This is a genomic window from Thalassospira sp. GB04J01 (assembly GCF_000751115.1).
Classification (GTDB): Bacteria; Pseudomonadota; Alphaproteobacteria; order Rhodospirillales; family Thalassospiraceae; genus Thalassospira; species Thalassospira lucentensis.
Genome location: NZ_CCDX020000005.1, coordinates 466,167 through 481,323 on the forward strand (window position 1 = coordinate 466,167; position 15,157 = coordinate 481,323).

Consider the following 15,157-nt stretch of genomic DNA (forward strand, 5'->3'; position numbering starts at 1 on the left):
TCAGCTCATCCCGTCTTTCGATGAAATGATGCCGTGATAGGGCTTTTCACTGATCGCGGCCCATTCGCGGTGGGTATCGCGGAAGGCCATGAAGCTGTCATGGACCTTTTTGGTGACCGGATCCTTGGCGGCTTCGGCTTCAAGGGTATCTTTGGTGATGCCTTTGAGCTTGGTGACAACGTCATCCGGCAGGGTTTGCGCGATGACGCCGTAATTTTCGACCAGATCACGCAAAGCAGCCGCATTGTTGGCTTCGCACCATGAATGGCTGTCAAGGTTACAAGCCTGTGCTGCGTTTTTGACAATCGCCTGAAGATCAGCCGGAAGGCTTTCCCAGGCTTTCTGATTGATCAGAAGCTCGGTCACGTTGGATGGTTCGTGCCAGCCGGTAGTGTAATAGTATTTCGCGGCCTTTTGCAGCCCCAGACGACGGTCCTGATACGGGCCGACAAACTCGGCGGCATCAATGACACCACGTTCAAGTGCCGGGAAAATCTCGCCGCCCGGAAGCAGTTTCACCTCAACACCGATCTGCTGGTAAACCTTACCGGCAAGACCGGGAATACGCATTTTCAGACCGTTGAAATCTTCAAGGCTGTTGATCGGTTCGCGGAACCAACCGGTCATTTGCACACCGGTATTGCCCATCGGGAAGGCGACAAGGCCATATGGCTTATAGATTTCATGCCACAGATCAAGACCGCCCGCATGATAGAGCCATGCGTTCACCCCTTGAAAATTCAGGCCGAACGGAACGGTGGTGAAATACTGCGCGGCAAAGATTTTACCGGCCCAGAAATAGGCGTTGGCCGCATTCATTTCCACCGTGCCTGCCTGAACCGCATCGAACCCTTCAAGGGCCGGGATCAGTTCACCGGCGGCGAAATGCTGAATGTTCAGACGCCCATTGGACATTTCCGTCACACGTTTACAGAAATCTTCCGGGCTGCCTGGACCGGTGACATAAAATGGCGACCCCGGACCATAGGCGTTGGTCATTTTCCAGTTAAAGGTTTCCTGTGCGCGCGCAATGTTCGGAGCGGCGACAACAGCGGCCCCGGTTGCTGCTGCACCGATTGCCGACTTGGTGAGAAAGTCGCGGCGTTTAACGTTTGTCATTGATGACTCCCTGATAGAGATAGCTATTTCAAAGAAAAGTAATCTCAACGGAATTTGATCCGCATTGTGTATACATCCTGCAACACACATGCCAATCCATTAAATTCAATGACTTAACAAAAATACACTCTAAATTCAGCGCCATGATTGCACATTTTTTAAACTTTATATTGCAGTGCACTTTTTTATTGCACAATAATTGCGCAAAGCTTCGTGCGAAAAACATGCTTGTTTTCACAACCATTGCGATGCTTGGATTTACAGGAAATTATCGTGTATACATCATCTTCATAAGAAGCCTTCAAACCGCGCAATAAGGGTTTAAACGCCAGATGATTGAGCTTACCCAGTCGCTTGCCATGCAGTCGGCCCCATTAGAACCGTCTGATGGTGTTGGCATTGCACAGCAACTTTGTCAGACACTGGAAGATGATATCGTCACGGGCAAACTGCCGCCCGGTCAGCGGCTTGAAGAGCCGCTTTTGGCCAAGCGGTTTGGCGTCTCGCGCACCCCGGTTCGCGAGGCATTGCAATTGCTAACGGCCAGTGAGCTTGCCGAAAAAATCCCCAATAAGGGGGTTTATGTTTCACTTGCCACCCCGGAACGGTTGACCGCGATGTTTGAAAGCATGGCCGAGCTTGAAGGCATGTGCGGACGCCTGGCGGCCAAACGCATGACCAGCGGGGAGCGCCATAACCTTGATAAATTGCATCATGAATTGGCCGAAACCGTACGGCTTGGCGACAGTGACGGGTATGAGACGCTTAACCGGGCGTTTCACAACACACTGTATCGCGGCACGCACAATGATGTTCTGGTTGATGTGACCTTATCAGTGCGCCGTCGCGTTGCCCCGTTCAGACGCGTTCAATTCACCAGCCTGTCGCGGCTTGCCTCCTCGCACGCCGAACATCAGGGCATTGTCGATGCGATCCTGCGCGGCGATGTCAGCGCGGCCGAGCAACTGCTCTATGATCACATCATGGCGGTGCACGACATCAGTCAGGATTATCTCGTCAGCCTGCGCGAGGCATCGCCCGCCAATGACATGCCTGCCTTCAAGTAAGACAAAACCATTGGCGGGTGTACCATTCGTTTGGGAAACTGCGCCTAGCCAACCATCCCCTTGTCAGTCTCTGGCGCGACTGATGGTCGGAGAAGAGCCACCGGTTGCAATCCACGGACGCCCATCAGCATCGACCGCAATCGAGCCTAGCGGTGCATTATTGACTTCGTCAAAGCTGTCATTGGCACCATTCCATTTGCGCAAGGCGTTGTTGGTGTCCCTAATATAGACCGTTCCGTTCGCGCCCACATCAATGGATGAGGCTTCCTGGCTTCCGCGTTTGGGTCGTACTTCAAAGCTTGACCCAGTCCACTGCCGGACCAGATTGTTTTTATCAACAATCCAGATATCATTTCCCGGCCCGGCACCCGCCACATGAACCTGACTGAAGTTATTGAAACGTTTGAATTCTTCGGAATTTTCCGCCTTGCTATAGAGATAGGTGTCGCTGCCTGATCTAAACGTCACATAGACAGTCCCATCCGGTGCGACGGTGACTTCGCTCGGAGAAAACCCACTGACTGAATACTCCTTAACGACCTGATCACGTTCACGGTAAAGCTCTGCGGTCATACTTGTGTCTATGGCCCAAACATCGCCATTTGGCGCGATATCAATGGCGGAAAAAGTGCGTGACGAATCCACCAGATTTGACGAGAACTGGATGAATTTTTTGCGCCTTTCGTCATATTTTTCAAACTCTTGGCTACCGCCGCCGATAATGACAGAGCCATCTGAGGCGGTTGCGACTTGCCCCGCGCTGGTTCTTTGATCCATCGGCACGGTTGAAAATCGCATGTTCTTTCGAAACACAATGCCGGATGTTTCGGTACTGACAACCTGTTCGGTTTCCCCCGTGCCCACCGTGTCACCACTGGTGGCATTGGCAACCATCAAATCGGAACCTTCGTCTCGATCGAAGAATTTTGAGGATAATGCGATCCCTTTGTCACTGACCAGCCAAGGATATCCCATCGGACCGACCGCCACCGTGGACGGCGTATGCCCCGGTGTCTGAACCCGGTTGAATTTGCCATCCTGATCCAGTCGCATCAGCAAATTGTTGGTCGATACGATATAAACGCTGTTGTCTGGGCCAACCGCAATCGACTTGGCCTTTTGCGCAAAAACCTTGCACGGGTTGGTGTCACAGCGCGAAACAAGCCGATCCGACCGAACAATCCACGGCGTGCCATCAGGTCCGGTGGCAATCAAGGACGCCCCGGTTCCCGAAATCATTTCAAACCGGGTTTGTGCTTCGTTCAGACGAAAAATCCTGCCCGCTGCATTGGTCAGTAAAACCGTCCCGTCATAGCCTGCTGATATGTCTGATCCGGTCGCACCCGTGATCTGCTTCCAAAGGGTTCCGGTATGGCGAAACACCCGCCCGAGTGCCGAAATGCCCCATGGATTGCCTTCGCGGTCCACAGTGATCCGCACCAATTCACCGGGAAAGCTTTCAAAGTCGTTTCGCCGGTTCGACCAGCGCAAAACCCCGCCCGCACCATCAAGACCAAAGACACTGCCATCCCCGCCAATCGCAAGTGATGCAGCAGGTTTCAGTGTATTTACAAAGACAATCGCATCGGTTGTGGTGACGGTTACAGGATCGGTAAAGGTATTATTCCCGCCTGAACCGCCCCCTGATGAGGTTGCCTCGGTGTTGCTGGAACCCGGCACGACGACGTCCGGCGCAACGGCAGACGGTGCGACATCAACGGGTGCCAAAACAACCTCGGCGGTCGGTGCGTCGGCAACATTAACTTGTGCACGGGCATCCTTTGGGCGCGGCACTGTCGCAGACACGTCGGCGGCCTCATCGGACGTATCATCAATGGTGAGCCCGCCATTGGCAAAGATAAGGCCATCATTTCGGACCGCCCAGATGTTGCCTTGCGGCGTTACGGCCAAACTGACAATATCCTTCACGCCATCGACAATTTCCCATCTTTTGCGCGCGGCCAGCCAAATACGGACAAGCCCCGCGTCATCGGCCATGGCGACAACATCCGTCGCACCAAAGGCAATGTCGCGTGCGCGCCCCGGATAGGTCCGCCAGACGTCACCGTCATAGGCACGCACCTTGACCGTATCCGTGATCGCCCATGGCAGCCCGGATTTGCCAATGGCCAAGCGTTTTGCCGTTCCGGCAATCGGTTGCCATTCATTGCGCAAGGCATACCATTTCCAGATGTCGCCATTTATCTTGGCGATATAAACATTGCCCTGGGTATCAGCAGCAACATCGAGAACATCGACTTCACGCGGTTCCCACCACAATCCGTTATATTGGGATAGTTCCCCCAGCGCATTGATCGCCCAAGGGCGGTTGCCAATTGCGGCAGATATGCGGGCAAATTTGCCCGACATCTGCCGCCAGCGTTGTTCTGCCTTATCCCATCGCCATGGCACCCCGTCCAATCCGACGGAATAGGCCTGCCCGTCTTCATTGATCGAGATATCCAAAGCAGATCCGGGCAGTTGAGCCCAAGAACTGGAATCGCCTTCCTGTGCAACGGCCAATCCGGCCCACAGGAACCAGATCCCGGAAACAAGAACCCGAAAACAACGTTTCATTGGTCTATCCACCCTTGCTGTTACTTTGCCTGTCCATTGGCCAAACGCGTGCCCAAGGCCAGATTTTAGTTTTCAAGCAGCCGATCCCGTACAGATGCGATCATTTGTTGCGATTCAGGATTGCTGTGCCACGCATCAATCTGCACATCGCCAGCGCGGAATTCTTCAAAGAATGCCTTGCCTTCAAGCTGCTCGCGCAGAACATCAAATGTCGGACGCGGGGTGTACCAATCCCCATGGCGCCGTTCGAGTTTGGCAAGTTCCTGTTCCAGTTCCGACAGCTCCCCATTTACCGCAGCACGGTCAGAGCCGCTCTGTCGGGCATAAACCGGTCGGCGCGGAGTCATCAGGATCAGGATGGAACGTTCGAATTCGCGTTCAACCCGCTGGGAGAAGAAATAATTCAGGCCCGGAATATCCATCAGGCCCGGAACACCATCCGCCGACTTTGACGTTTCGCGTTCACTCAAGCCCCCAAGGATCAGGGTTTCACCAAACTTCATCGTCACGGTCGAGTTGACGTTGGTTTTGGTGGTATCAAGGCGGAATTCAAACACAACCGAATTTGACGGATCGGTCAAAAAGGTTCGTTCCGCAACAACATGCAGGCGGATCATGTCATTGGGCAGAATTTCAGGCGTAACCGCCAATTTCACACCGACTTCCTTCTGGACGGAAACACTATCCCCACTGCCCCCGGAAACGGCGGCGGCAAGAATTTCTGTTCCTGAAAAGAATTCCGAGGTTTCACCGGCCTGTGCGACAAGGCTTGGCTTGGCGAGAACCTGATTATTGGCATCCGCCGAATTGGCAATGTTCAGCGAATAGGTCACTGCGGGAATGCCGATCTGGCGGGTGATGGTCTGCGTACTTTCTTCAAGCCCGGTTCCCAGATAATCCTTGGTTTTTGTTGAACCATATCCCAACCCGGCCGCACCGGTTAGCGGATCGCCAAACTGTAATTGCAAACCATTGAGAAGATTGATGCCCCGTGAATCACGAATATCTTCCTGCGTTCCGATCAGAACCACATCAACCACGACCATCCCGGAATCAACAAATTCGGTCGGTGTATCGTCAATATTCTGCCCACCAAACGGGTCTTGCACGCTGCTGAAGGGATCGGAAGGTTCCGTTGTCTGGCCGAACGGGTTGCTGTCAAACGGGGATATTTCCCCGTCACTTTCCGGTTCGACAAACGGCTCCCCGCTGAATTGGGCCTGAATGTATTTGCCTTCGCTTTCATAAAAGGACTGCCAGCCTTCAACACGTCGATCAAGGTCACGCGCACGGTTCACATCCTTGATCACATCGCGATATGTCGTAATGAACTCTTGGGCAGATGACCGGTCATCCATAGCCGAAAGTGCCAGTGCCGTCGCTTTGAGGATTTCCGGGTTTTCCCGTGCTTCCGGCGAAATTTCCATCAAACGTTTCAACGCAGCAGCGGCCGTGCGTGGATCGCGGGAATAATAGGACGCCGATGCCAGACTGTATAAAACAGCCGGATCATCATTGTGATGAAGCGCAACGGCGGCAAAGTTTTCCTGCGCCAATGGATAGCGCCGCTGATCCATATAAAGCAGGCCAAGCTGATAGCGCGACGGCAGGTTGCCCGGATCAAATTTCAAAGATTGTTTGTAGCCCTGTTCGGCAAGTTCGAACTTTGATGCATCGCCCAGAACGCCCATCAAGTGATAGGTCAACCCGTTTAGAAATTGCAGATCCGGATTGGTCACATCAAGCTTAAGCGCCAAATTGATCAGTCTTGATGCCTCTTTGGCATTTCCCTGTTTCAGGAAATCGATGCTGTCACGCACCAGTGCCTGAATTGCGCTGTCTTCGGCGGGCATGCCCAAAACAGATTTGTTATATTCAAGCGGCTTGTCGATTGACATGACCACGCCAGATCGCGTTTGCCCCCCATCCATGCCCGTGGTTTGACACCCGACAAGCGCCAAAAGAGACACCCCCATCAAGGCATGACGACAAACGTGGCGGCGTCCATGAACGGAACGCTGGTATGTAAATTGACGCAAAATGATATCCCCACATATCAGCACCAATGAGTGGATGCCGACAATTTCCCCATGAAATCAGAAGCAATCCGGTCGACACATTTTCTGTGTTTTGACCGAACTGCTTCTGTTTAAGTATTGTTTGAATTAACCGGCATAAGTCCAAGGACGCCAAACCTGCGACTCAATCCTTCTAACTTTGCAGGGTTCCATTTTCACCACAGAGCCGATAGCCGGTTTCGCGTCTGCGACCGTCATGCACATGCGCCTACCCGTCCCGACATATCGAATTTGTCCCACTTGATCGAGACCCCAGGTCTTGAGGTTTGCGTTGGAACATTTGCGGATCCATACCGGGTCATTAACACCAAGTTGTTTGGCCTCGATGCTCAGACAATAATTGTCGATCACCACGAGTTCTCTGGTGCGGGCATTTGGAAATACCCATGGTGCTTCAGGTGTCTTGCATTCGCCAAGGACAGCAACAAGACTGTCGCCTTCCTGCTTAACAAGGCAAAGCCCGGGGCTTGCGGTGAATTCAAGGCGGAACGTCCCGGGGACTTTGGCTTCCTGCTTTTTCAGACCATCGTTAAGGACTTTTGATTCAGCCGCAATTGCCGCCTTGCCCCCATCATAGGCTGTGCCCCCGACAATAACCGGCATAACCGGCCCTGTTGACGCAGCAACAGAGCCGCCTGCCTTGATCGAAGCAATCGCGCGGGCATAGTTCGCACTTGGGCGCGTATCACCGGCGGTCAGAATGGCCCAGTGATACATCAACTGCTCATCACCGGCTTTTTCCTGCAACATAAGCGCAATGTCGGCCGGGCGGCTGGCAATCGTTTCAGCTTGGCGTATCTTGCCTTCGGCGGCTTCGATCTTGATGAACTTGTCGAGTTCCATGGCAATGGTAATTGCCGTGGTGACTGCGGTCATTACCGGACCTGATGCACCGGTTACCAAGCGGGTCATGGTGACTGAAATTTTGCCCAGCGGCGTGACGATCGTGGTCAGGACTTTGGTACTTTGTGTCGCTGCTTTAGCTGCTTGGCCAGCAATTGCTGCCCCCGCCTTGGTTCCTGCTTTTGATACAACTCTGCGATACGGGAACACAGCCTTGAAGGTTTGCAAAAAGAAGCCGACCCCAACACCACTTCCGAAGGTGCCGGCCATTGCGCCTGCTTGCAAGGTAGCAGAGAGAACCTCGTTGAAATTTGGCGGTTCAGTAACTGAACCTGCAAATGCCAACATGTTGTGACTGCTGCTTTCCGCGAATTCGAGATCTTTTGTCTTTTGCCAGTTGTTAAATAATTGACGGAGCTGCGATGCAAGGAATTGACGGTTCCACTGAATTTGTTTTCCGACATCTTCAAGCAGTCGCTTTTCAAGTGCAGTCCGTTGTCCCGGCGCGGTTGTTGCTGCTTTCATCAGGCGCTTGGCAATCAAGGCGGACAGTGCTTCACTACGCCATGGCTCATTTTCGATCAGCAACCATTCGGTATAGGACAATTCTTCGAGGGTCGTGTCATCAAGTTCAAGCACGGTCTGTGCAATGATCTCGTCAATTTCCGTGCGATCACGCACCAGTTCAAGTGCCAATTCCTCGACCGCCGGGCTCAGGCCAAACAAACCCGGCATGTCCCGATTTGGCGAAATCCACTTCATTTCGGTCGCCTTGCAGGCTTTAGCGCTTTTTACCGAGAAGCTTGTCCGAAGGTAGGTATCAGGACAAGACCAGCAGGTCCCGCCATCGATAAAATCGAAAATCTGACCTGCAGGACAGGTCAACGCGGTAATTTTCGTCGCCGGCAAGAAATCAATGGTTTTCACGCAGGCATTTTTTCCGGTAACTGCATTTGCCGTACGGTTGAAACCTTCCGGGCAGCTCCAGCATTCGCCGCCATTGCGTGGATCGGTAAATGAGTCTTGCGGGCAGGCACGTCCTTCGAACGTGGCACTAACGGCCTTTTTCAGAACCATGCCACATGCGTTCCATTTATCAACAGATGCCGCAGTACGACCATATCCTTTTGGGCAGGACCAGCACTCACCGCCATTGCGTTTGTCAAGGAACGAACCAGCCGGGCATTCCTTTTTGCCAAGAAACGTCGCGCCCAGAAGCTGCTTTACGCCGGTTGGCTTGTCACAGGCCTTCTCACCACTGATGCTTTTTGCGTTGCGGTTATATCCGTCAGGGCAGGCATAACAGGTCCATGTTCCCAAATCGAAAAAGGATCCATCCGGGCATTTGCCTACAGCCTTTGACTGAAATTTCGCAGACACGCGTCCGCACGGTTCTTGCAGATTACCGCGTTTATCAACGCCGCCGCATTCGGGCGACCCTTGCAAGTTCTTCCATTGTGAACTTGCATGAGCCGGTTGATCCATCACGATCATCATCAACAGGGCGAGCAACAGCAACCCCGCATAGTTTAATATTGGCGTCAGTCTTTTGATCTGCATGCCCGAACCCTTCTTGCTTTTTTACTTTTGCATCCGGGTTGAGGTTCCCGCATGGCGAATGTCACGCAGGGAACAACGCATTAAAATTCTGCCCCTCCCCGTCCTATACGGCAGGATTACGCAGAAGCATGGAATGAAACCAGAAGGAATAAAGGCAGCATGTCGATTAACGACCATAAGTGGACAGGCAATGCACAAAAGTGGATAGCCTTACACTTTTTACGGCAACAACTTAGCAGCATGCACGTTGGATTTAGCGGCGACGATTAAGCGTCTCGGAGGGCGAAACGCCAAAATGCAGCGTATAGTTTTGTGCGAACCGTCCGGCATGCACAAAACCCCATTTGCGGGCGACGCTGGCAATCGTTGTTCCAGGTGCGGCTGCAAGCAAATCATTATGTGCACGGTTCAGGCGCACCATCTTGGCATAGGCCATTGGCGCCATACCAAAAGTCTGATTGAAACCGACTTGAAGGGTGCGATAGCGGCACCCGGCATGCTCCAGTAAATCCGCCAGCTGGATCGAATGTTCTGCATGTTCGTGAATATAGTCGCGGGCACGTTTGACCTGACGCGGCATCGCAATGCCAGATGGTCGGTCATGAAGAATTTCCGAATAGGAATTTGGCAGCAACATCAAGATATTGGTCAGAAGCACATCGCGGAGTTCCTTAAGGATGGTCCCGTTCTTTGTATCGTGAAGCGGTCCATCAAGGGCATTGGCGATATAATGTAGCGTACTAGACACATGCGCCCCGCCCGGGGATGTCAAATCAAGTGCCGTGTCAAATACCAGATCATTGCGGAAAACATCTTGCCCGGTCAGGGCAAAGGCATGTTTGCGCAAGGCATCAACAGGAAGCTTTGCCCCAAGGGCTGCGAAATTGTCTTCTATGGCATACATCGACATGCGCATATTACGCATCATGCCCTGTTTGGCCGAAACTTCGAACTCTTGGCCACCATGATTGACCTTGCCATGACCGCTATTCACAAACAGCAAAAACAGGTCGTTCTCATCGGTTGCGGGTGCCTTGATCGTGACGCGATCCGGGCCAAAGGACGCACCAAGCAAATCAATATCAGCTAGTGACGCGGCTTGAATGGAAATATCGGCAGTTGCTTTTTTACCGAGCAGATCAATCTCATCAATACTGTTCATTTCCGCGAGGAAAGCCTGCGTCTGGTCCAGGCTTTTTGACGCAAAGACCTGATGGTTTTTAAGATAGCTCACCGGTTTAATCCTGTTTGATACGACCAGATATGCCGGAGCTTCCATCAAAAAGCCGATTGTGTCCCGAGTTGTCAGGACATCAACAGAAAATCCGTACCGGGAATATATTCCTTTATTTCATCAGAAGAAACAAATGGATGTTCAAAACATGCAATTACTTCACAAATCGCGCGCCGATGTCCGCAGCATCCGGTTCAGGACGCGATCAAGTGAAACCTTACCGCCCCCTGCAAACAGCAAAATGCTCAACACAGCCACCCACAGCAACCGTTGATCAATCAGCTCTGTCGGCAGCCCATTGGCAAGGCTGCCCAATGCCGCCCCGTGAAATGCAACATCAACACCAGTTTGCACCACCACAAACCCGATCATGCCAACAGCCGAAAGCCGGGTAAGCAGCCCGACAAAGATCAGAACAGGCAGGATGAACTCGGAAAATGTTCCGGCCCATACAATCAAATGCCATGGGAAAAACGGGATGGCGGCCGTGTCATAAAGATACTGTTCGGCAATCGGTGGCAATATCTGGGCAAAGGCACCGGCACTGAGCGCGCCACCATCAATCTTGGTCAAGGCACTGTTGAAATAATAGGGCAGCAACAGCACGGCAAACAGGATGCGCGCCACAAGACCAAGATGATCCCGACCAACCCCACCTTCCAGACAGCCGACCATATGATCATAATGGGCGAGCCATTTTGCTTTTAGGTTATCGACCATGCTGTTCTCCCGTGCATGATATCGCACGCAATGCACCGCTTAGCAGCAGGTCGGCAAAGCACTGCGTGATATCGAAATTCTGATTAACTTCTGATGCCCTATCGACAGCACCTTCAACGGTCGCGCAATCCCAAAGGACAGCCCGGCAAAACGCGGCAGCGTCAGGGGATAGCACCTGCATCTGAAGCGACATTGCCGGTCGGGTTACCAAGACGGCTTCGGATTGATTGAGGATGCTTTTGCCACGCACCTGCCCGTCTTGTGGGTTCTGCACCTGCCAGATGCTCATGACCGGATGATCAGAGATCACCAATCGGCATGCCGGATGGGCAGCAAACGACATTTGACCAATATCCGCCTCGTATCCGGCAAGGTCGGCTGCGGCAAGTGGCGGCGTGTCACAGGCATGCAGGGCCTCCAGCCGGGCGCGTTCCAAACGGGCGATGTCGGCCAGATAGGCAATGCCCCGCGCGGCATCATAATTGGCAATAAAATCAGCAAAACCATAGCCATATAGCGCAAGACTTCCGGGACGTTTATGCTCGGATGCAATGAAATCGCGGGCAAGGGTGGCAAAAAAATCAGCGCCGACCAGCTTTTCAACCGTCGGATAGGCCGCAGCCAACGCATCAATTAGTCCACGGTGCACATTGTTGCGGTAAATGGCAAAACGATGGGCCGCTTTGGCGGGAAAACCATCGGGTACGCCGCCCGGCTGCGGACGGAACAAGGCATTGCTAAACCCGTCATAAAACGGTTTAAGGTTGCTCATGACGCCATCTCGGGCGCGCGTGATCGCACCGCGTTCAATCGCGTGTCGGCCAGGGCGGCTTCGTGCTGCAAAACCGGCCATGATGGCACATCATTATCCCATTCAATCAGGGTTGGTTTTGGACCAATCCGGGCAATCAACCGGTCAAACAGCGCCCAGACCGGATCGGCCACGGGCCGGGAATGGGTATCAATCAAAATACTATCCTGATCATTGGCATCACGCTCATGCCCGGCAAGATGGATTTCACCGACCAGATCGGCGGGAAGACCATCGACAAAAACCTCTGCGTCAAAACCCAGATTATGGGCGGATATGTAAATGTTGTTTACATCAATCAGTAAACCACAGCCGCTGCGGCGCGCCGCCTCGGTGATGAAGTCCAGTTCCGAAATCGAATTTTGCGGTAAGGGCAAATAAGACGTCGGGTTTTCAATCAGAATACGACGGCCGATATGGCTTTGAACCGTATCAATCGCGGCAACCAACTTATCAAGGGATGTTTTTGTCATCGGTGTCGGCAAAAGGTCGGCCATATACAAACCTTCATGCGATGACCATGCAATATGTTCGGAGACCATGGCGGGGTTGAACCGGTCCACCAGACGCTTAAGATCGGCTAGATGACGTGCATCAAGCGGATCTCCGCCGCCCAGCGACAGCCCAACCCCGTGCATGGACACAGGATACTGCGCACACACATCTGCCAGCATCGCCAAACGTGGTCCGCCGGCCACCATGTAGTTTTCAGGGTGGATTTCAAACCAGCCAACGGATGCCTTGCCGCCAAGAATGTCACTGGCATGCTCGGCCTTGAAGCCGACACCGGCACATGCGGGCAGATGTGTCATTTAAAGTCCTTTACCCTCAATCTGGAAGAATGATCGTGGATCGACAAGCCGATCAACCTTTAGGAATATCGCGATCAAGCCTGTCGAGACTGCCCATAATTTCGCGGTCATCTGCCGTCGTAAAGCTCATGTCCTCGCAGGTTCCCGCCGGCACCAGTTTCCAGGCATTGCCCTGATAATCGACAGTCGAGGTCCCGGCACAGGTCGTCCCCGGCCCGGCGGCACAATCATTCTGGCCTGCCATTGAAACGCCGTAGCATTTTTCTTTGGCACCTTGTGCTGCGGCCTGTTGGGTTGCGGCCAATGATACCGCGGCGGTCAATGCTGCGCCCAAAATCAATGCATTTTTCATCGTTTAATCCCTTCGGTTGAAACCTGATCACCAGGCTGCGGTGATGTTTTCAGCCTACGGGGCGGGGAATGCCGGGTCACTGCACCATTCACACACGGGCCATCAAAGGAACGTGAGACAGCATTGTCTTGTTTTCACATATTTGTGAAGCGAAACACCGATCCTGCGTCAATCTCACATCCCCTGAAGATAGCCTTCTTCCCGCTTAGAACCTTGGGCTGCGCAGGCCCAGACCAAGCACGACCATGCGGGTCACGAATGCCCCGATTACCGTGATGATGACGGCAAAAAAGATGTCGGAAATTTCAGCTAGCGGACCATGACGCCAGAAAAAGAACGACAGGGTAAAACCCCATAACAGGGGGATTTCTGCGTAAAACGATGTCTTGAGTGCTGGATTATGTTTATCAGCACGCACCACATCGCGAATGATCCCCCCGCCCGCACCGGTCAACATCGCAAGGATCGGCCCCCAAAGCAGGATCGGGGTGCTGTTCATGGTGACCGCGACATAAACGCCGGTCACGGTAAAGGCCGCCAGCCCGACGGCATCGGAAATCTCGACAACATTGCCAACTGTCATGATCCGCCGCCACCCGGTGCGCGCCACCGGTCGTGCTATGGTGTCGTTTGTGTCGTTAGCATCGCCTGCCGGCGCCCCGATCCCGAACCTGTCGATCACGAAATAGGTCAGATAGCCCATTAGGACCGTCGCAATCACCAGCAACACCCCGTTTGGGGCCTGCATGATCCCGATGGGCTCGCGCCCGGTGATCAAATCACGGACAACACCACCCCCGACACCGGGCAATGCCGCCAGAACGAAGGCGCCAAAGATGCTGTATTTTTCACGCCGGGCCAGCAAAACACCGGAAATAGCAAAAGCCACCGTGCCAAGATAATCAAGGGCAGTGAACCATATCCCGCTCAGCGCAATGCCAAACCGTATCGGCGAGATAAAAGCGTTCTGGATTGCGGTATATTCGCCGTCCTTCTGAAGAACATTCAATTCAGCATTGAAATCTTCGACCACCGAGGGATCGACCGTCTTTTTGGCAAAGATCGCATGTACAGCCCCGGCAAAAACCGGCAGCGAATGGCGGTCCACCAGATCACCATAGCCATCGCGGATCAGGGCGGCCTCGACAAAAAGCTGATCAGACAGCAAGGCATCAATCCGGCCATCGGCCAGATTTTGCAGGGCTTTTTCGACATTCTCATAGCGGATCACGCGATCACCGGGCAGGCCTGCCAGCGCATCATCAACCTTGGCCCCATAGGAATAACCATCGAGAATGCCGATCTGGCCGTTACGGGTCGCAATGTTTTCAACCAGTTGCGCAAAGCTGCTGCTGTTATGGGCGATCTCAGCGCCGGACTGGAAAAAGGCAGAATCGGTTTCGGTGCGGTAAGGATCAGAAAACAGGGCATATTCCTGACGCAACGCAATGTCATAGGCGCCAAGTGCCATATCAATCTTGCCATCCCGCAGGTCTTTTTGAATTTGCACCCAGCTTGAGGCGACAAAATTGACCGTATAGCCGCGCCGCTCGAAAATCTTTCGGGTCAGTTCAATATCAAGACCGGTCAGACTTTCCGTCCCGTGTCGCATATGTAGATATTGATAGGGATGGGATGGATACCAACCGACCGTGATGTGCTTTTCTTCGGGTTTTGCCCCTTGCGCCAAACTGTCGCGCACCAGCACACCACATATTACGGCCAGTAAAACCCCCAACATCACGCTATACCGGGCTAAACCGGCTCGCCAGACCCAAACAGATATTGTCGCCACCTTAAGCGCCCCCACACACGATCATGATGCCTGTTGCTGGTCCCCAGTTGGTCCCACTCGGCCCCAAATCCCAAGGCATTATCATATGCTTATTTACAGAATGCAGAAACGACAAAACCCCCGACCAGTTAAGGTCGAGGGTTTTAAAATTCGTTGGATAGGGAATATGCTGTGTTTAGAAGGCCCGGC

General features: G+C 53.1%; 11 protein-coding genes. 1 reads left to right on the plus strand and 10 read right to left on the minus strand.

All coding sequences use genetic code 11. From position 1 onward, the window contains the following. Positions 1 to 1,119 (minus strand): TRAP transporter substrate-binding protein DctP, encoded by a 1,119-nt coding sequence (gene dctP / locus AMM48_RS03730; RefSeq protein WP_102782947.1) that lies wholly within the window; start codon positions 1,117 to 1,119, stop codon positions 1 to 3. Positions 1,120 to 1,451: 332 nt separating this feature from the next. Between dctP and AMM48_RS03735 the strand changes: the two genes are divergently transcribed. Beyond that, positions 1,452 to 2,186 (plus strand): GntR family transcriptional regulator, encoded by a 735-nt coding sequence (locus AMM48_RS03735; RefSeq protein ID WP_102782948.1) that lies wholly within the window; start codon positions 1,452 to 1,454, stop codon positions 2,184 to 2,186. Positions 2,187 to 2,249: 63 nt separating this feature from the next. Here the strand turns inward: AMM48_RS03735 and AMM48_RS03740 are convergent, their stop codons facing one another. The 9 genes from AMM48_RS03740 to AMM48_RS03780 all read right to left on the minus strand — a co-directional run bounded on the left by AMM48_RS03740 (position 2,250) and on the right by AMM48_RS03780 (position 14,968). Further along, positions 2,250 to 4,763, minus strand: coding sequence for a tectonin domain-containing protein (locus AMM48_RS03740; protein ID WP_102782949.1), 2,514 nt, complete (start codon positions 4,761 to 4,763; stop codon positions 2,250 to 2,252). Positions 4,764 to 4,828: 65 nt separating this feature from the next. Further along, positions 4,829 to 6,802, minus strand: coding sequence for a hypothetical protein (locus AMM48_RS03745; RefSeq protein ID WP_146030368.1), 1,974 nt, complete (start codon positions 6,800 to 6,802; stop codon positions 4,829 to 4,831). Positions 6,803 to 6,928: 126 nt separating this feature from the next. Beyond that, on the minus strand, positions 6,929 to 9,244 hold the full coding sequence (locus AMM48_RS03750; protein WP_102782951.1) for a ricin-type beta-trefoil lectin domain protein: 2,316 nt from the start codon (positions 9,242 to 9,244) through the stop codon (positions 6,929 to 6,931). Positions 9,245 to 9,497: 253 nt separating this feature from the next. Then, positions 9,498 to 10,478 (minus strand): AraC family transcriptional regulator, encoded by a 981-nt coding sequence (locus tag AMM48_RS03755; protein ID WP_158246418.1) that lies wholly within the window; start codon positions 10,476 to 10,478, stop codon positions 9,498 to 9,500. Between the two features lie 159 nt (positions 10,479 to 10,637). Continuing rightward, entirely contained in the window at positions 10,638 to 11,198 is a 561-nt protein-coding gene (locus AMM48_RS03760; RefSeq protein WP_244271106.1) for a DoxX family protein, read from the minus strand. Further along, complete coding sequence (locus AMM48_RS03765) at positions 11,188 to 11,970, minus strand: DNA-binding domain-containing protein (protein WP_158246419.1); 783 nt, start codon at positions 11,968 to 11,970, stop codon at positions 11,188 to 11,190. Before AMM48_RS03765 ends, AMM48_RS03760 begins: the two co-directional genes overlap by 11 nt. Then, positions 11,967 to 12,821: a DUF692 domain-containing protein gene (locus AMM48_RS03770; protein WP_102782954.1), complete on the minus strand. Its 855-nt coding sequence runs from the start codon at positions 12,819 to 12,821 to the stop codon at positions 11,967 to 11,969. Before AMM48_RS03770 ends, AMM48_RS03765 begins: the two co-directional genes overlap by 4 nt. Before the next feature lie 52 nt (positions 12,822 to 12,873). Continuing rightward, a complete protein-coding gene (locus AMM48_RS03775) occupies positions 12,874 to 13,173 on the minus strand; it encodes a DUF2282 domain-containing protein (RefSeq protein ID WP_102782955.1) in 300 nt (99 codons plus the stop codon). Positions 13,174 to 13,378: 205 nt separating this feature from the next. Next, positions 13,379 to 14,968 carry a transporter substrate-binding domain-containing protein gene (locus AMM48_RS03780; protein WP_158246420.1) on the minus strand — a complete coding sequence of 530 codons (1,590 nt, stop codon included), beginning with the start codon at positions 14,966 to 14,968 and terminating at the stop codon, positions 13,379 to 13,381. Positions 14,969 to 15,157 lie beyond the last annotated feature (189 nt).